This is a genomic window from Pseudomonas pichavaramensis, assembly GCF_050473265.1.
In the GTDB taxonomy this organism is placed as follows: Bacteria; Pseudomonadota; Gammaproteobacteria; order Pseudomonadales; family Pseudomonadaceae; genus Aquipseudomonas.
This window is the reverse complement of sequence record NZ_JBJKFJ010000005.1, coordinates 104,107-120,007: the sequence shown is the minus strand read 5'-3', so window position 1 is coordinate 120,007 and position 15,901 is coordinate 104,107. Positions and strand designations below refer to the sequence as shown.

General features: G+C 64.8%; 16 protein-coding genes. 3 read left to right on the top strand and 13 right to left on the bottom strand.

Annotation, left to right across the window (positions count from 1 at the left end):
* Positions 1-4: 4 nt before the first annotated feature.
* From ACJRW5_RS10050 to gspE, 10 genes are all read right to left on the bottom strand, one after another.
* Positions 5-778, bottom strand: a complete 774-nt coding sequence (locus ACJRW5_RS10050; RefSeq protein WP_484570378.1) for an ABC transporter substrate-binding protein — start codon at positions 776-778, stop codon at positions 5-7.
* A 455-nt stretch (positions 779-1,233) separates the two neighbouring features.
* A complete protein-coding gene (locus ACJRW5_RS10045) occupies positions 1,234-1,755 on the bottom strand; it encodes a type II secretion system protein M (RefSeq protein WP_484570377.1) in 522 nt (173 codons plus the stop codon).
* A complete protein-coding gene (gene gspL / locus ACJRW5_RS10040) occupies positions 1,752-2,891 on the bottom strand; it encodes a type II secretion system protein GspL (protein WP_484570376.1) in 1,140 nt (379 codons plus the stop codon). Before gspL ends, ACJRW5_RS10045 begins: the two co-directional genes overlap by 4 nt.
* Positions 2,892-3,055: 164 nt before the next feature.
* A complete protein-coding gene (gspK, locus tag ACJRW5_RS10035) occupies positions 3,056-4,006 on the bottom strand; it encodes a type II secretion system minor pseudopilin GspK (RefSeq protein ID WP_484570375.1) in 951 nt (316 codons plus the stop codon).
* Positions 4,003-4,668 carry a type II secretion system minor pseudopilin GspJ gene (gspJ, locus tag ACJRW5_RS10030; protein ID WP_484570374.1) on the bottom strand — a complete coding sequence of 222 codons (666 nt, stop codon included), beginning with the start codon at positions 4,666-4,668 and terminating at the stop codon, positions 4,003-4,005. Before gspJ ends, gspK begins: the two co-directional genes overlap by 4 nt.
* On the bottom strand, positions 4,668-5,075 hold the full coding sequence (gene gspI / locus ACJRW5_RS10025) for a type II secretion system minor pseudopilin GspI (protein ID WP_484570373.1): 408 nt from the start codon (positions 5,073-5,075) through the stop codon (positions 4,668-4,670). Before gspI ends, gspJ begins: the two co-directional genes overlap by 1 nt.
* Positions 5,072-5,617: a type II secretion system minor pseudopilin GspH gene (gspH, locus tag ACJRW5_RS10020; protein ID WP_484570372.1), complete on the bottom strand. Its 546-nt coding sequence runs from the start codon at positions 5,615-5,617 to the stop codon at positions 5,072-5,074. Before gspH ends, gspI begins: the two co-directional genes overlap by 4 nt.
* Before the next feature lie 7 nt (positions 5,618-5,624).
* Positions 5,625-6,050, bottom strand: coding sequence for a type II secretion system major pseudopilin GspG (gene gspG, locus ACJRW5_RS10015; RefSeq protein ID WP_484570371.1), 426 nt, complete (start codon positions 6,048-6,050; stop codon positions 5,625-5,627).
* A gap of 4 nt (positions 6,051-6,054) precedes the next feature.
* Positions 6,055-7,272 carry a GspF family T2SS innner membrane protein variant XcpS gene (gene xcpS, locus ACJRW5_RS10010; protein WP_484570370.1) on the bottom strand — a complete coding sequence of 406 codons (1,218 nt, stop codon included), beginning with the start codon at positions 7,270-7,272 and terminating at the stop codon, positions 6,055-6,057.
* A gap of 123 nt (positions 7,273-7,395) precedes the next feature.
* Positions 7,396-8,883, bottom strand: a complete 1,488-nt coding sequence (gene gspE / locus ACJRW5_RS10005) for a type II secretion system ATPase GspE (protein ID WP_484570369.1) — start codon at positions 8,881-8,883, stop codon at positions 7,396-7,398.
* A 229-nt stretch (positions 8,884-9,112) separates the two neighbouring features.
* Between gspE and ACJRW5_RS10000 the strand changes: the two genes are divergently transcribed.
* Positions 9,113-9,760: a type II secretion system protein N gene (locus ACJRW5_RS10000; RefSeq protein WP_484570368.1), complete on the top strand. Its 648-nt coding sequence runs from the start codon at positions 9,113-9,115 to the stop codon at positions 9,758-9,760.
* 4 nt (positions 9,761-9,764) lie between these two features.
* Positions 9,765-11,708, top strand: a complete 1,944-nt coding sequence (gspD, locus tag ACJRW5_RS09995) for a type II secretion system secretin GspD (protein WP_484570367.1) — start codon at positions 9,765-9,767, stop codon at positions 11,706-11,708.
* 341 nt (positions 11,709-12,049) lie between these two features.
* Here the strand turns inward: gspD and ACJRW5_RS09990 are convergent, their stop codons facing one another.
* Positions 12,050-13,753: an amidase gene (locus ACJRW5_RS09990; RefSeq protein WP_484570366.1), complete on the bottom strand. Its 1,704-nt coding sequence runs from the start codon at positions 13,751-13,753 to the stop codon at positions 12,050-12,052.
* A 190-nt stretch (positions 13,754-13,943) separates the two neighbouring features.
* On the bottom strand, positions 13,944-14,336 hold the full coding sequence (locus tag ACJRW5_RS09985; protein ID WP_484570365.1) for a hypothetical protein: 393 nt from the start codon (positions 14,334-14,336) through the stop codon (positions 13,944-13,946).
* A gap of 387 nt (positions 14,337-14,723) precedes the next feature.
* Here ACJRW5_RS09985 and ACJRW5_RS09980 point away from each other — a divergent pair, with 387 nt between their 5' ends.
* Positions 14,724-15,113, top strand: a complete 390-nt coding sequence (locus tag ACJRW5_RS09980) for a GFA family protein (protein WP_484570364.1) — start codon at positions 14,724-14,726, stop codon at positions 15,111-15,113.
* A gap of 6 nt (positions 15,114-15,119) precedes the next feature.
* Here ACJRW5_RS09980 and ACJRW5_RS09975 read toward each other — a convergent pair whose 3' ends face one another.
* A complete protein-coding gene (locus ACJRW5_RS09975) occupies positions 15,120-15,824 on the bottom strand; it encodes a class I SAM-dependent methyltransferase (protein ID WP_484570363.1) in 705 nt (234 codons plus the stop codon).
* Positions 15,825-15,901: the final 77 nt, after the last annotated feature.

The following is a 15,901-nucleotide window of genomic DNA, read 5'->3' as shown; positions in this document are numbered from 1 at the left end:
TCGCTTACTCGCCGTAAACGTCGAAGTCGAAGTACTTGTCCTGCACTTCCTTGTACTTGCCGTTGGCGCGGATGGCCAGGATGGCAGCACTGATCTTGTCAGCCAGGGCCTTGTCTCCCTTGCGCACGGCGATGCCCTGGCCTTCACCGAAGTACTTCACGTCGGTGAAGTCCGGCCCAGCGAACGCAAAGCCCTTGCCGGCATCGGTCTTGAGGAAGCCGTCATCGATATTCACCGAGTCAGCCAGGGTGGCATCCAGGCGACCGGACTGCATGTCGAGGAAGATTTCGTTCTGCGAGCTGTAGCGCACGACTTCCACACCCGCCGGGGCGAAGATGTCGGTCGCATAGCGGTCGTACACGGAGGAACGCTGCACACCGACCTTCTTGCCTTTCAGATCAGCCAGCGGGTCTTTCAGCTCGGTGCCGGCCTTCATCGCCAACTTGGCCGGAGTGGCGTAGTACTTGCCGGTAAAGTCCACGGATTTTTTACGATCTTCGGTGATCGACATGGACGACAGCACCGCGTCGAACTTGCGTACTTTCAGCGCCGGGATCAGGCCGTCGAACTCCTGTTCGATCCACTTGCACTCGACCTTCATCTCTTCGCACAGGGCGACGCCGATGTCGTAGTCGAAGCCGGAGATCTGGCCATCGGGAGTCTTGAATGCGAAGGGGGGATAAGCAGCTTCGATGCCGATGCGCAGCGGCTTTTCAGCCATGGCCAGGGGCGACATCAGGGACAGCGCCAGGGCGCCGAGCAGTGCGATCTTCTTCATTCTTTGCTCCTTCGAATTGGGTATGGCATCGATGGCAGTGAGGGGCCCGGGCCTTGTTTGGTTTGTAAAAGGCGATGCAGCGCCATCCGGGTAGGATGAGCGACAAGGGGCCTTGGCTGGGTGAGCGGCATTCTAGCGGCAGCCAATGAGGCGATATTTCCTTAATGCGACAACTAATTACAGAAGCAGAGGAAGCGCCTGGGGAGGATATTGACAGCCAGAAAAAGGCATGATCAAGCAGAAAAGACAAACGAATTAATAAAGCAAAACTCAAGCCATGAATCATATAAGGCCCATTTCATGGGCACCCGGCTCTCTCATGCAGCTCATTCGCTGTTGAAAACGGCACTATATCGGAGCAGCGGCGTTCCCTAACCGCCCAATAGGGTGCGCGATGTTACCGCTGCGCCATGCGTACCGACATGGCAGCGCTCGCCAGCGAACGGGGGCTCACCCTACCCATCTACGCGCAGGCTGAGCCGCGCCAGCACACGATTCTCCTCGGCGCGATCCAGCCCGGCCTCCTCCACCCGTACGCCCTGCCCCTCCAGCGCCTCGATCCAGCGCAGCAGCTGGGCGAACGCCACCGGCTGCAGATTGACCTGCACGGCGCCATAGCCTTCGCTGTCCAGACGCTCGATGACCAGCCCCTGCTCGGCCGCAGTGGCCGTGACCAGCCCTTGCAAACGCGCCGGGTCGAGGCTCGCGCGTGGCTGCAGGTCGCGTCCGCGCAACAACGGCGCACGGCTGTGCAAATAGGCATACAGCTCGCGCTGCTCCTCGAAGGCCTGGCGCGCGGCCTGCGCCTGGCGCTGCGCCGACTGCCACAACGTCACGTAGAACAGCACCAGCAGCAGAAACAGGCCCAGCACCAACAGCGCCATGCGGTCACGCGCCGGCAGCGCCTGCCAACGCTGCGCCAGCGGTGAGCGCAGCCACTGCTGCTGCACTTTCTCGCTCATCGACATGCCGCTCATCCTCCAATCACCATGCGCGCGCTGACGCCCTGCGCCTCGCGGCTGGCCGAGCCCATCTGCACCGCCAGACCGGCCTGTTCAAGACGCTCACGCAGCCCTTCCAGTTCGGCGAAACCTGCCGCCTGCAGTTGCAGGGACAGATCGCCACGCAGCGCGCTGTAGTCGAGCTGATTGACCTGCACCTGCGCCGCACCGTCGACACTCAGTGCGCTCGCCACCTCCGCGAGCAGGCCGAGCAGCGCGCTGTCAGCAGCGCTGGACTGCGCCAGGTGTTGATCCAGCTGCGCGCGCAGGTTGATCAGCTTGCTGTCCTGCGGGAACAGCTCGCGGTAAAGCGCCTCACTGGAGGCCGCATAGGCATCGGCTTCGCGCTGCAGGTACCAGCCCTGCGCCAGGTTGAACCCCCACTGCAGCAACAGACACAGCACCAGCACTGCGCCCAGCGGACGCCAGCGCCGCCAGCCAGCACCGCTCTGCTGCAGGGCGAACGCGCCTTGCGCCAGGTCCGCGCCCGCACCCTGCTCGACCAGCCATTGGTGAGCATTCTCAACTAGGTGCTGCTCATCGACCGGCTCAAGTGCGAGCTGCTCGGCAGTGGCCCGCGCCACCCGCGGCTGCGCGCAGCTTGGCGCCAACAATGGCCAGTCCGCCGCCTGCACGGCCAGTCGCCAGGGCGCTGCGCCACCCAACAGCCAGCGCGAATGCAGCCAGAGCATCTGACTGCCGTGCGCCGGCAGCATGTCGGCGTCCATGCGGATCGCCTGCGGTGGCTGCGTGGCGAACAGCGCCAGGCATTCGCGCAGCCAGTCGGCGCGCACGGCATAGACGCGGTGACGCCCATCAGCCAGCGCCTCGCCCAGGGCCAGGTGCATCAGCTCGACATCCTCGGCGAGCATTTCCTCGACCGCGAACGGCAGTGCCTGACGAATCCAGCGCGCCTTCTGCGTCGGCAACTGCACGGCACAAGCGGTCACCGCCTCCACCGGCAGCACCAGTTGCCACTGCACCGGCAGCGCGAGCAACGCCTCGGCCAGGCTCAGCGTGCGGCTCTCGCCAGGGCCAACCCACTGCACCAGCAGCTCCGGCGACAGTGCCTGGCAGGCCTCGGGCGGCAGGAAAATCCATATCGGCTTCATTATTGCTGTTCTTCCCAGAGCCTATTCAAAGCCTCGCGAGCTAGAGCCATGCAAGGCAAAAACAGGCGAGGACGCGGAGTTTACGAGCTGTAAATGAGCAGTCCGAGCCTGTTTTGAACGCAGCAGGGCCGACGCGCAGCAGGCTTTGAACAGGCTCTGATGGACTAAGGCGGCATGCCGCCCTGCCCCAAATCACGCGTGAGGACACGCACCTGACCATCATTGCTGCGCTGCAACAGGCTGCGCAACACCACCCGGCGCTCGCCGAGGCTGACCTCGCTGAACACCTCGAAATACTGACTGCCCACCGCCAATCCCTGCATCACCTGCTGGCCCTGCCCGGCCAGCGCAGGCTGGGCGGCGAAAGCCGCCGAACTGGAATAACCCTCGGCGCCACGCGCCGCGATCAAGCCCATGGCGGCGTCCGGGCTGAGGCCGTCGGACAGGCTGGAAAGAACCATGGCACTGGCCGTATTGACGTTGAGCAGCGCGGTGCCGGGCAACGCGCTGACGAAGGGCGCGAGGCGGCGATAGTCGGCCTCGTCCATCTCCAGCAGCAGGCGCAGCTCGGAGACATCGCTGATCTCGCGGTTGGCGGTGCGGTAGGCCGGCGTGGCCAGCAGGTACAGGCCATCCTCGGCGCCATTGCCGCCCTGCGGTTCGCTGTCCTGGTCGAGCCAGTCGAGCAGGCGTTCGGCATAGGGTTTGTCGATGCCCAGGCGCAGCAGCAGGCGGCGAAAACGCAGCACGGCCTGCTGGTTGGGGCGGCCCTGGCTGACTAGGCTGTTGAGGTTGAAGCGCCCGCTGGGGTCGACGATCTGCACGCGCAGCTCGCCGCCTTCATCCAGCGGGAACGGTGGCAGCGGCCTGGCCCAGGGTTCGAGCAGATGATCGACCGGCTGCTGCGGATCCCCCTCACGCAGGTCGCGTTGCAGAATCGCCTTGGCCAGGGTCTCGCCGCCCAGGGCGTAATGCCAGGCCTGGGTCACGTGCAGCTGATTGGCGCTGCTGCGGATCGACAGCTGCTGACGGGCGATCAGCCCGGCGCAGACTACCGTGACCACGGCGACCACCAGCAGCACGGTGATCAATGCCACACCTTGCTGGCGTCTCATTCCTGCTGCCCCTCGGCGCTCTCGCCCGGCGCCGCGACGACCTGCTCCTGCACGGGCAGATCGGGCAGGCGCAACAGGCGGCGCAACTCGCCATAACGGCGATGCTGCAGGCGCAGCTCCACTGCACGTGGCAACTCGCTGAGCGCGGCATCGCCGGTGCTGCTGGTCGGCGGCCAATCCACCAGCCATTGGCCGTCCTTGTCCAGGTAACGCAGGCTCAGCGACTCGACGCCATCGAGTGCCTGCTGCACCTGCGGCGCGCTGTCCTGGGCACGGTCGAGCACGCGCCAGTAGCGGCGCTGCCATTGCTCGCCACTCAATTGCCAGCGCACCCGCTGCACCTCGGCGCGCCGTTGCCCCAGCGGGTTGCGCCAGCCGGCGCGGGTCAGCTCCAGGGCCGTGGCGTCGGCCAGATCGCTGTGCAAGGCCGGTTGCGGGTCACCGAAGCCATCGCGAATCGGCCGCAGCGTGACCTGGCGCAGGTCACGCTCGAACGCCGACAGCGCACGCGTCAGTTCACGCAGCTGGCGTTCATGCTCACGGGTCACGGCATCGGCGCTGAGCACGCTGTCGAGCATGCGATAAGTGGCCAGCCCCAGCAGGGCGAAGATGGCGATGGCGATCAGCAGTTCCAGCAGAGTGAAGCCGCGTTGTGCCCGCATCACTGCGCCGCCCCGAGAAAGCCACTGAGGCTGACCACGGCGCGCTCGCGCAAATCGCCACGGGCGCCGCGCTCATCGGCGGCGACCCACAGATTGACCCGGCGCATGGCCGGCTCACTGGTGGCTTCGATCTCGCTCTGCCATGACCAGCGCCGCCCGGCGAACTCCACCTGGCCCTGGTCGCGACCATCGGCCGGTGGCGTTTCGGCCAGTTGCAATTCGCTCAGGCGATTGTCGGCCACCCACATGGCCAGGGTCTTGTCCTCCAGCTGGCTGGCGGTGCGCACGCTGCGCGCGCTGGCGGTCAGCACGCTGGCGGCGACCAGGGCGAAGATGGCCAGCGCCACCAGTACTTCGAGCAGGGTGAAGCCGCGCGCGGACCGAGCTGCAGCAGAGCCTCTGTTCATCCGGCGCGCCCCGCATCCAGTTGCTCGACTCGCGGCAGGGCAAAGCCGTCGCTGCTCAGTTGCAAACGCAGGCCATCGCGGCGCCGTTCGCTCAGGCGCAGGCGAAACGGGGTCAGTTCGCCACTGGAGAGAATCAGCAATTGCGGGGCGCTCTCGCCGCCCTCGCTCGGCAATGCGGCCACTTCGTTTTCAGCCTGCCCCTCGACCTCCAGAGTCAGCTCGGCCCACTGCGGCAGGCGATGCGCCTGGCGGTCCACGGTTTGCCACTCGCCGCGCAGCGGGTCATAGCGCAGCACGCGATAACCCTCGCGGGTGAAGCTCAGGCCGTACTCGCGGTTGTCCAGCACGGCTTCGTCGAGCAGCACACCAATCAGCCCACTGAGCCGCTCGGCTTCGCTGCGCAACTCGCGCGCCGGCCCGGCGAGGCCAGTGCTGAACACCGCCAGGCCGATCAGGCTGCCGAGAATCACCAGCACCACCAGCAGCTCAATCAGGGTAAAACCGCGCTGGCCGGGCGCGTGCCTGGAGGCGAAGCGCGGCATGCTCGGCTCAGAGATCCCAGTTGCCGATATCGGCATTCAGGTCGCTGCCGCCCTGCTTGCCATCGGCACCGAAGGAGTACAGGTCGAAGGCGCCCTTGGTGCCTGGCGCCAGGTATTGATAGGGGTTGCCCCATGGGTCGACCGGCAGGCGCTTGAGGTAGCCGTCCTTGTTCCAGTTCTTCGCCGGCGGGTTGCCGCTCGGCTTGCTCACCAGCGCCTCCAGACCCTGCTGGGTGCTGGGGTAGTTGTGGTTGTCGAGCTTGTACATGTCCAGCGCCGCGCCGATGGCACGGATGTCGTTCTGCGCAGCGGTGACCTTGGCCTGATCCGGCCGGCTCATCACCTGCGGCACCACCAGGGCGGCGAGGATCCCGAGGATCACCACCACCACCATGATTTCGATAAGCGTGAAGCCCGCTTGTCTGCTTTTCACCTAGTTACCCCACCATTTGGTTCAAAGAAAGAATCGGCAGCAGGATGGCCAGCACGATCACCAGCACCACTGCGCCCATGAAAACCAGCATGAATGGCTCGAATAACCCGACCAGCAAGGCGATCTGCGCGCTGAGGTCACTCTCCTGGTTCTTCGCCGTGCGTGCCAGCATCTGATCCAGCTCGCCAGAGCGTTCACCGCTGGCGATCATGTGCAACATCATCGGCGGAAACTGCCCCGTGGCCTCCAGCGAGCGGGTCAGGCTGCCGCCCTCGCGCACCTTCTGCGCCGCCACCAGTACCTCGGCGCGAATCACCCGATTGCCGATCACCTCACCGGCAATCGCCAGCGCCTCCACCAAGGGCACGCCACTGTGGGTGAGAATGGCGAGAGTGGAGGCGAAACGCGCACAGTCGGTGGCGCGGCCGAGCCGACCGAGCAAGGGAATGCGTAACAGAAAGCGGTGCCAACGCAGGCGAAACGCCTCGTCGCGCAGCGCCGCGCGCAAGGCGATGACGGCCAGCACCAAGGCCACTAGCGCCAGCAGCCCCCAGGTCTTGACCCAGTCACTCAAGGTGATCAGCCCGCGCGTCAACGCTGGCAGGGTTTGCCCAGAGTCGACGAACACCTTGACCACGTCCGGCACCACGTAACCGAGCAGAAAACCGACGATCAGCAGCGATGCGCACATCAGAATCAGCGGATAGAGCAAGGCCAGCTGCACCTTCTGCCGCGACTGCTGGCGCTGCTCGGTGTAGTCAGCCAGTTGTTCCAGCACCGGCCCCAGGTGCCCGGCATGCTCACCGGCCGCCACCGTGGCGCGGTACAACTCGGGAAAGGCGGCAGGAAATTCCTTGAGGCTGCCGGCCAGGCTATGACCTTCCAGCACCCGCGCACGCACGGCCAGCAGCATGCCCTGAATACGCGCATGGGTGGCTTGCGCCGCCGCGGCGCGCAGCGCTTCTTCGATCGGCAGCGCCGCCTGGATCAGCGTCGCCAGTTGCCGCGTGACCAGGGCCAGGTCGCGCGCCGACAAACCGCGCACGAAGCCCAGCCGCGCCTGGCCAGAACCAGCCTCACGGCTGCGCGTGGTCTTGACCTCCAGCGGCGCCAGCTGGCGCTCACGCAGCAGCTGGCGCACCTGACGGGCGCTGTCGGCTTCCAGCACACCTTTGTGCTGGCGGCCGCGGCCATCCAGGGCAATGTATTCAAAGGCCGCCATCGGCAAAGCGCTCCAGTTGTCCCCGTAGGAGCGGCTTTAGCCGCGATATGTAAAGCCTCGCGGCTAAAGCGCAATTCCCCCCAGCCGCGCCTGCAAGAGCCATTGCCAACATCCCAATCGCCATCATTCTTCTCGCGTCACGCGCAGCACTTCCTCGACCGTGGTAACCCCTTCCAGCACCTTGCGCCGGCCATCATCGCGGATGCTCGGCCCCAGCGAGCGGGCGTGACGGGTCATCTCCTGCTCGGCGGCGCGACTGTGCACCAGGCTGCGCATGGTTTCGTCGAACACCACCAGCTCGTAGATACCGGTACGCCCACGGTAGCCCTGCTGATGACAGTGGGCGCAGCCGCGCGCGTGATACAGCGTCGGCGCTGGGCGGGCCGGCACACCGAGCAGCGCGCATTCGGCCGCATCGGCGCTGTAAGGTTCCTTGCACGCCGGACACAGCACCCGCACCAGTCGCTGCGCCAGCACACCGAGCAAGGACGACGACAGCAGAAAGGGCTCCACGCCCATGTCGACCAAGCGGGTAATGGCGCCGATGGCACTGTTGGTGTGCAGGGTCGAGAGCACCAGGTGGCCGGTCAGCGAGGCCTGTACGGCGATCTCGGCGGTTTCCTTGTCGCGGATCTCACCGACCATCACCACGTCCGGGTCTTGCCGCAGGATGGCGCGCAGGCCACGGGCAAAGGTCATGTCCACCTTGGCGTTGACCTGGGTCTGGCCGATGCCCTCGAGGTGATACTCGATGGGGTCCTCGACGGTGAGAATGTTGCGCGTGTGGTCGTTGAGGCTGACCAGGCTGGCGTACAGCGTGGTGGTCTTGCCCGAACCGGTGGGCCCGGTGACCAGCAGAATGCCGTGCGGCTTGCGCACGGTGTCTTCCATCAGCGCGCGATCCTCGCTGCGCATGCCCAGATGCTGCAGCGACAAACGCCCGGCCTGCTTGTCGAGCAAACGCAGCACCACCCGCTCGCCGTTGGCCGAAGGCAACGTGGACACGCGAATATCCACCTCGCGTCCGCCCACCTTGAGCGAGATGCGCCCATCCTGCGGCACGCGCTTCTCGGCGATATCCAGGCGCGCCATGACCTTGACCCTTGAGACCAGCAGTGTCGCCAGCTCGCGTTTGGGTTCGAGCACCTCACGCAGAATGCCGTCCACGCGAAAGCGCACCACCAGGCGTTTCTCGAAGGTTTCCAGGTGAATGTCGGAAGCGTTTTCCTTGATCGCCTCACCGAGAATGGCGTTGATCAGACGGATGATCGGCGCGTCGTCTTCCTGCTCCAGCAGGTCTTCGGTCTCCGGTACCTGCTCGGCCAGCGAGGCCAGATCGAGGCTGCCGCCGATATCTTCGGCCAACTGCATGGAGGCCGAATCATGCTGATAAGCCGCGCCCAACGCCTGGGCGAACTCACTGGCGCTCATCGCCTGCAACGGCAGGCTGCGCCCGGCAAAGCGTTGCGCCTCGGCCAGCACCACCAAATCACAATCGGCGCGGTAACCCAGGCGGGCATGCCCATCATGCATGACGATTACCACGCCATGACGCTTGGCAAAGCTGAAGGGCAACCGGCGCAGCGGAGTTTCGAACAGCGAAGCGTTCATGCATAGCCTTAGAACAGAACCTGATCCCAGTCATTACAGACTAACCTGACTGCTCGCCCTCAATGGGCCATCGCCGGGACGGTTTTCTTGATAGTTATCGAGTTATCTTTAACACATTGCCTGAAACTGCACACCCACCCGCCCCTGGGGATGCCAACAGCGCGCAGGCTGCTATGATCAGCGCGCGACGCCCGCCCATAAGAAGAACTAGAACGTCGTTTGCGGAGTAATGTTTTTGTCCATTTCAGCCCTCTCCCAAAGGCTCAAGGCCAATGCCCCGAGCCTGATCGGCATGCTCGTGCTGATCGCCCTGAGCGTCAGCCTGGTCTGGCAGAGCGCAGATCTGCTACGCCTGGTACGTAGCCCCGTGCCACAGGCTTCCAGCCAGCCCACCGCCAGCTTGCAACAGCGCGCGCAGGCGCCCATCGCCCAACTGTTCGGTACCCCGCGCCAGGCCGACAGCGGCCCTGCGCCAGCCACCGATCTGCAACTGACTCTGCTCGGCAGCTTCGTACACAGCGACCCGCAGCGCTCCAGCGCGCTGATCCAGCGCCAGGGAGAAAGTGCTCAACGTTACACAGTCGGTATGGAAGTGAGCGATGGCGTGCGTGTGGACGCCATCCATGCTGACCGTATCGAGCTGCTGCGCAATGGTCGCCGTGAGAGCCTCGCCTTCCCCCGTCATCAGAGCGAACAATACAGCTACACGCCGCCAGCCGAAGCCGCTGCGCAAGACCCGGTGCAGCAATTGGAACGCCTCGACCAGGACAACCTCGAACAACTGCGCCAGCGCATGCAGATGCTGCGCGAAGAGATGGAGGCCAGCGGCACTCCATCTGAAGAAACGCCCTCCGATCAGCCCATGGAAAGCGACTGAACCGATGCCTGTTCTCCGAAGCCGAGTGACACTCGCCCTGCTTGCCGCCAGCCTGGCCGCTGCCCCCATGCCGTCGCTCGCACAGATCGAGCAGACGCCAAACAGCACCAACCAGCAGGAAGAAAGCTGGACCATCAATCTCAAGGGTGCAGATATCCGCGAGTTTATCGATCAGGTCGCCGCCATCAGCGGACAAACCTTCGTCGTCGATCCGCGCGTCAAGGGCCAGGTCAATGTGGTGTCCAGCACGCCGCTGGGCCTGGCCGAGGTGTACCAGCTGTTTCTCTCGGTGATGGCCACTCACGGTTTCAGCGTGCTGACCCAGGGCGACCAGGCGCGCATCGTCCCCAACGCCGAGGCCAAGGCCGAAGCCGACTCGGGCCGGCCGGCACCGGACCGCCTGGAAACCCGCCTGATCCAGGTACAGCACGCGCCGGTGGCCGAGCTGATCCCACTGATTCGCCCGCTGGTGCCGCAATATGGTCACCTGGCCGCCGTCACCTCGACCAATGCGCTGATCATCAGTGATCGCAGCGCCAATATCGCGCGTATCGAAGAGCTGATGCACCAGCTCGACCAGAGTGGCGCGAAGGACTTCAGCGTGGTCACCCTGCAACACGCCTGGGTGATGGACGCCGCCGAAGTGCTCAACACGGCCATCGCCCGTGGCCAAACCAAGGGTACCGGCGCCACCCAGGTGGTGGCTGATGCGCGCACCAATCGCCTGCTGCTTCTCGGCCCGCCGGATGCCCGCGCAAGGCTGGCCGACCTGGCCCGCTCGTTGGACACGCCCACCAGCCGCTCGGCCAACATGCGCGTGATTCGCCTACGGCACAACGACGCCAAGTCGCTGGCCGAAACCCTCGGTGAAATCTCCGAAGGCCTCAACGATCAGGACGGCAGCGCCACCAGCGGCAGGCAGTCGAACATCCTGATCCGCGCCGACGAGAGCCTCAATGCCTTGGTGTTGCTGGCCGATCCGGATCAGGTCGCGACCCTCGAAGATATCGTCCGTCAGTTGGATGTTCCGCGTGCACAGGTAATGGTCGAAGCGGCCATCGTCGAAGTCTCCGGCGACATTACCGATGCCGTGGGCGTGCAATGGGCGGTGGATGCTCGTGGCGGCCGGGGTGGCCTGGGCGGCGTCAATTTCGCCGGCACCGGCCTGTCCGTCGGCACCGTGCTGCAGATCCTGCAGGACGGCGAGATACCCGATAACACCACCCTGCCCGACGGCGCCATCATCGGCGTCGGCAGCGACCGCTTTGGCGCACTGATCACCGCGCTGTCGGCCAACAGCAAGAGCAACCTGCTGTCGACACCGAGCCTGCTGACCCTGGACAACCAGAAGGCCGAGATTCTCGTCGGGCAGAACGTGCCCTTCCAGACCGGCTCCTACACCACCGACGCCTCAGGTGCCGGCAATCCCTTTACCACCATCGAGCGCAAGGACATCGGCGTCACGCTCAAGGTCACCCCACATATCAACGACGGCGCCACGCTGCGCCTGGAGATCGAACAGGAAATCTCATCCATCGCGCCGAGCACCGGCCTCAATGCCCAGGCGGTGGATCTGGTGACCAACAAACGCTCGATCAAGAGCACCATCCTCGCCGATGACGGCCAGGTGATCGTGCTCGGTGGATTGATTCAGGACGACGTTACCGAGGCCGTGTCCAAGGTGCCGCTGCTGGGCGACATTCCTCTGCTGGGCGGCCTGTTCCGCTCCACCCGCGAGTCGCACATCAAACGCAACCTGATGGTCTTCCTGCGCCCCACCGTGGTCCGCGACGGTGCCGGCCTGGCTGCGCTGTCGGGCAAGAAATACAGCGACATCCGCATTCTCGGTAATGGCGGCTCGAACAGCGGTCGCCCCAGTATCCTGCCCAGTCAGCCGGCGCAGCTGTTCGATGGCCAGGGCGAGCCGGCGGTGGATTTGCGTCAATAAGCAAGCCCGAGCCAGCCCGCTCCCCGGATTACCTCCGGCTACACCGCAACGTAGCCCGGATGCAATCCGGGGCAATCCCACGGGTCGTGCTCGCCCAGATCATTTCGCCAACTACATCTGACAAAAAACCACCAATACGGAGCGACTGGGCGGCATCTCCGCTTCAGCCGCGATGCTGTCGGACCAGGCCCTGATCGCGGCTGAAGCCCCTCCCACAATGGCTGGCGTGGCCGAGCGCGGCCCCGGATTGCATCCGGGCTGCGGGGTGGTGTGCGGCGCTGGGTGTGGAAGGCGCTTTAGCGGCGAGCTTTTATCACGGCGCAAACCAGCCCCGCGCCCGCTCAACCCAGCGGCGGTGTACGCGGCGGCACCAGGCGTTTGCTGCCAGTGGCCTCGTAAGCCGCCGCCAGTTGCAACAGCGCCGAGTCGTCGTAGGCGCGGCCGGCGAAGGTCAGGCCAACCGGCATGCTGATATCGGCCATCACGCCCATTGGCACGGTCACGGTCGGCACGCCCAGGTGACGAATCGCCAGGTTGCCGTTGGCCACCCACACGCCGTTGCTCCAGGCGATATCGGCGGACGCCGGATTGACATCAGCATCCGCCGGGCCGACATCGGCCACGGTGGGGAACAGCACCGCATCCAGGCCCTGCTGCGTCATCCAGTCTTCCAGATCGATCTTGCGCGTATGTTCCAGACCGCGCAGACCATCGGGCAGCGTGGCGATCTGGTCCCAGGCTTTGATGCCGCGCTTGGCCATGTTGACGTATTCCTCCATGCCGGCCGCCAGATCACCCTCGCGGTTCGGCAAGGTGCCCGGGTCATGCGGGAAGATCTGCGGGCCGTCGACATCGGCCAGACGATTGAGCTTGGGGTCGCCATTGGCGCGCAGAAAGTCGTCGAACGCCCAGCCGGAAAGCTCCCACAGCTCGTCATGTAGGAACTCCGGCGTGACGATGCCGCGATTGAATACGGTCGGCGCGCCAGGGCGGTCGCCTTCGCAGTTCGACACCAGGGGGAAGTCCACCTCCACCACCTCGGCGCCGGCTGCCTCCAGCGCCTGGCGCGCGGCCTCCCACAGAGCGATCACCGTCGGCCGGGTGTGAATGCGCTGACCGGTCGGCCCACCGATGCCCGGACTCTCGCTGGTACCGGCCAGCTCGTCCTTGTTGATAAACATTTTCGGCACGCCCAGACGCTTGCCAGCCAGCGCTTCAGCCTTGGCCGCCAGCGCCAGATAGGACTCCGGACGCACCTCGGAGGCCTTGGGAATCGGCACCCAGGGCTGTAAGCGCCACAGGTCGCCACGCTTGTCGGCATCGTCGGCCACCACCACGTCGAGCACTTCGAGCAGATCGGCCATGGTCCGCGCATAGGGCACCACCACGTCCATGGTCGGCGTCAGCGGCCAGTTGCCGCGCACCGAGATCACCCCTCGCGACGGCGTGTAGGCGCACAGGCCGTTGTTGGACGCCGGACCGCGCCCGCTGGACCAGGTTTCCTCGGCCAGACCGAAGGCGGCGAAGCTGGCAGCCGTGGCCGTACCGGCGCCGTTAGACGAGCCCGAGGCGAACGGCGCAGTCAGGTAAGCGGCGTTGTACGGGCTTTCGGCGCGGCCATAGACGCCGCGCTGCATACCGCCGTTGGCCATCGGCGGCATATTGGTTTTGCCCAGGCAGATGGCGCCGGCCGCGCGCAGGCGCTCGACAGTGAAGGCATCACGCTGCGCCACCAGGTCCTTGAACGCCGGGCTGCCGGACGCAGCAGTCAGGCCCTTGACCAGGTAGCTGTCCTTGGCGGTGTAGGGAATGCCATCGAGCGGGCCCAGCGCCTCACCGCGGGCACGACGTGCATCGGAGGCCGCGGCTTCCGTCAATGCCTCAGGGTTACGCACCACCACGGCATTGAGTTTGCTCGGCGTATCCGGGCCATCGTAGGCATCCATACGCGCCAGGTAAGCCTTGACCAGTTCGACCGCCGTGGTGCGCCCGGACTCCAGTGCGGCGCGCAGTTCGGCAATGGAAACTTCAGTTACCTCGATCATCGTGTCATCACTCGCAGATGGCCGGGCCTGCCGATCTCGGACAGCCCGGAATACGGGAAACAGCGCTTCAGCGGGCCAACATACCACCGCACAGTGGCGAGTCAGGCCATCGAAACAAAGCAGCGCTCAGCCTGAAAACAGGCGACAAGGGCAAATGATACATGCCAAGACCAACGGCTTGCGATGAGCATCAGGGGATGGCGACGGGCACGATTTCCGCCCGGTCGAGATGGCTAATCATGCGAAAGGCGCGGAATCTCGAATTGTTACAGCCACGCTCATCCGTGAAGCGATCGCCCACCAATACGATCAGCTCCGGGTAAAGAGACTCGCCCGGATTGAAGTGCGCGACCGACAGCACCGAACTGGTTTCCCGCTCAACAAGCGGTGGGGCCAAAATGACCAGCTTGCCGCGGTGATACACGCGGTAATAGACGCTCACGCCGCCGGCCGGATGCGGCTCGTGTACTTGCCGAATCGACCACCAGTTGCCGCCCTCATAAATCACACGTTCGCTGACACTACGGCTGCAACCGGGTAGCCAAGCGATGGCTAAAGCCAGAAGAAAATAAAAGAGTTTCATCACCCGTCCCTGTGCTGAGAAAGTCTGTCTTGCCACACCAGCCAAGCCTAGGGTCTGTACGAAAAGTCTCCGAGCGAAGGTCAGGCGAGGCAAAAATCGGTGAGGAAGCGGAGTTTACGAGCTGTAAATGAGCATTCCGAACCGATTTTTAACGAAGCATCACCGAGCGCAGGTACTTTTCGTACAGAGCCTAGCAGTGCGACAGACGAAATCATGGACGACATAGCGGCAATGTCGCCAGATGACACCAGCACCCCACAGGACGTAGCGGAGCGCCAGCGAACCGTCCGCCACAACGACGGCTGTCGCTCACTGGGTCGCGGGCCGCGATACAAGCACGCCCCTGCTATGTTCTCTATCCCTGCACAGGAAACAGGAGAACTCACCATGCACCACCTCACTGGCGGCTGCCTCTGCGGCCAGGTGCGTTTCGAAACCAGCGGCCAGCCTTATCGGGTTGGCGTTTGCCACTGCATGGATTGCCGCAAGCACCACGGTGCCCTCTTCCACACTTCGGCGATATTCCCGCAGGACGCGGTGAAGGTAGAGGGCGAAACCGGCCAGTACGCCGGCCGCCACTTCTGCCCGCGCTGCGGCTCGCCGGTATTCGCCCGCTCGGGGGATGAGATCGAAGTGAACGTCGGCTCGCTGGACGAACCGAACCGCTTCACCCCCACCTACGAACTCTGGACCGTCCGCCGCGAAACCTGGCTACCGCCCTTGCCCTTCGACCGGCACTACCCAGGCGACCGCGACCGCAGCACGCGTCACGAGTAGCGCCACTCAGGCATCGGCTGCGCGCCGACTGACCCAGCCATGCATCAGCCCGGCCTGGAAGAACGGCACCGGCGCCTCGAAACCGGCGGCCTGAATGATGTCAGCCACCTGCGGCGCCGGTAGCACTGCCACGTCGCGGGCGTAGGCTGCCCGCGCGCGCTCCAGCATCTGCGCATCGACCCCGGCCGCTGACATCAGCGTCATCCAGCCAGGCAGCAATACCTCGTAGGCCGGCGACTGGATATCCGCTGCCAGGTCGACACTGGCCAGCAGCCCGCCAGGCTTCAGGCGCTGCGCGATCTGAGCGAAGAATGCCGTACGCAGGGCCGGTTCGAGCAAGAACTGCGACACCAGAAAACAGGTAGCGCCGTCGTAGGCCGTCCCAGGCGCCAGTGTATCCAGATAGCCCTCGTGAAAGTCGCAACGCTCGGCAAAACCTCCATGCTCCGCGCGCTGACGGCACACCTCGAGCATCGCCCCGGACGGATCGAGCGCGGTGAAGCGCCAGCCCGGAAAGCGCTCGGCCAGATGGGCGATTTCCACGCCCGTACCAGTACCCACGCACAGTATCCGCGCGTTGGCCGGCAGATCGATGAACAGCGCATCGAGCAGCAGATACAGCGCCTCACGAATCGGCGACATCCCCGCCCATTGCTTGTCGTAGCCCGCCGCCTGCTGATCGAACAGCGCCTTGATTTCCTCGTCACGCATGCCGTGTCTCCGTCGAATGCCCGTGCTCATGCCTTCCAGTATCCCAGAGCTGTCAATCCCCCTTGGCCGCCTGACTA

Bases quoted from the DNA above. Each gene is read 5' to 3' on its own strand.
- ACJRW5_RS10050 (WP_484570378.1), bottom strand. From the start codon at position 778: ATGAAGAAGATCGCACTGCTCGGCGCCCTGGCGCTGTCCCTGATGTCG.
- gspE (WP_484570369.1), bottom strand. From the start codon at position 8,883: ATGAACGCTTCGCTGTTCGAAACTCCGCTGCGCCGGTTGCCCTTCAGC.
- ACJRW5_RS10000 (WP_484570368.1), top strand. From the start codon at position 9,113: ATGTTTTTGTCCATTTCAGCCCTCTCCCAAAGGCTCAAGGCCAATGCC.
- gspJ (WP_484570374.1), bottom strand. From the start codon at position 4,668: ATGCGGGCACAACGCGGCTTCACTCTGCTGGAACTGCTGATCGCCATC.
- ACJRW5_RS10045 (WP_484570377.1), bottom strand. From the start codon at position 1,755: ATGAGCGGCATGTCGATGAGCGAGAAAGTGCAGCAGCAGTGGCTGCGC.
- gspI (WP_484570373.1), bottom strand. From the start codon at position 5,075: ATGAACAGAGGCTCTGCTGCAGCTCGGTCCGCGCGCGGCTTCACCCTG.
- ACJRW5_RS09975 (WP_484570363.1), bottom strand. From the start codon at position 15,824: ATGCGTGACGAGGAAATCAAGGCGCTGTTCGATCAGCAGGCGGCGGGC.
- ACJRW5_RS09985 (WP_484570365.1), bottom strand. From the start codon at position 14,336: ATGAAACTCTTTTATTTTCTTCTGGCTTTAGCCATCGCTTGGCTACCC.
- gspK (WP_484570375.1), bottom strand. From the start codon at position 4,006: ATGAGACGCCAGCAAGGTGTGGCATTGATCACCGTGCTGCTGGTGGTC.
- ACJRW5_RS09980 (WP_484570364.1), top strand. From the start codon at position 14,724: ATGCACCACCTCACTGGCGGCTGCCTCTGCGGCCAGGTGCGTTTCGAA.
- gspD (WP_484570367.1), top strand. From the start codon at position 9,765: ATGCCTGTTCTCCGAAGCCGAGTGACACTCGCCCTGCTTGCCGCCAGC.
- gspH (WP_484570372.1), bottom strand. From the start codon at position 5,617: ATGCCGCGCTTCGCCTCCAGGCACGCGCCCGGCCAGCGCGGTTTTACC.
- gspL (WP_484570376.1), bottom strand. From the start codon at position 2,891: ATGAAGCCGATATGGATTTTCCTGCCGCCCGAGGCCTGCCAGGCACTG.
- ACJRW5_RS09990 (WP_484570366.1), bottom strand. From the start codon at position 13,753: ATGATCGAGGTAACTGAAGTTTCCATTGCCGAACTGCGCGCCGCACTG.
- xcpS (WP_484570370.1), bottom strand. From the start codon at position 7,272: ATGGCGGCCTTTGAATACATTGCCCTGGATGGCCGCGGCCGCCAGCAC.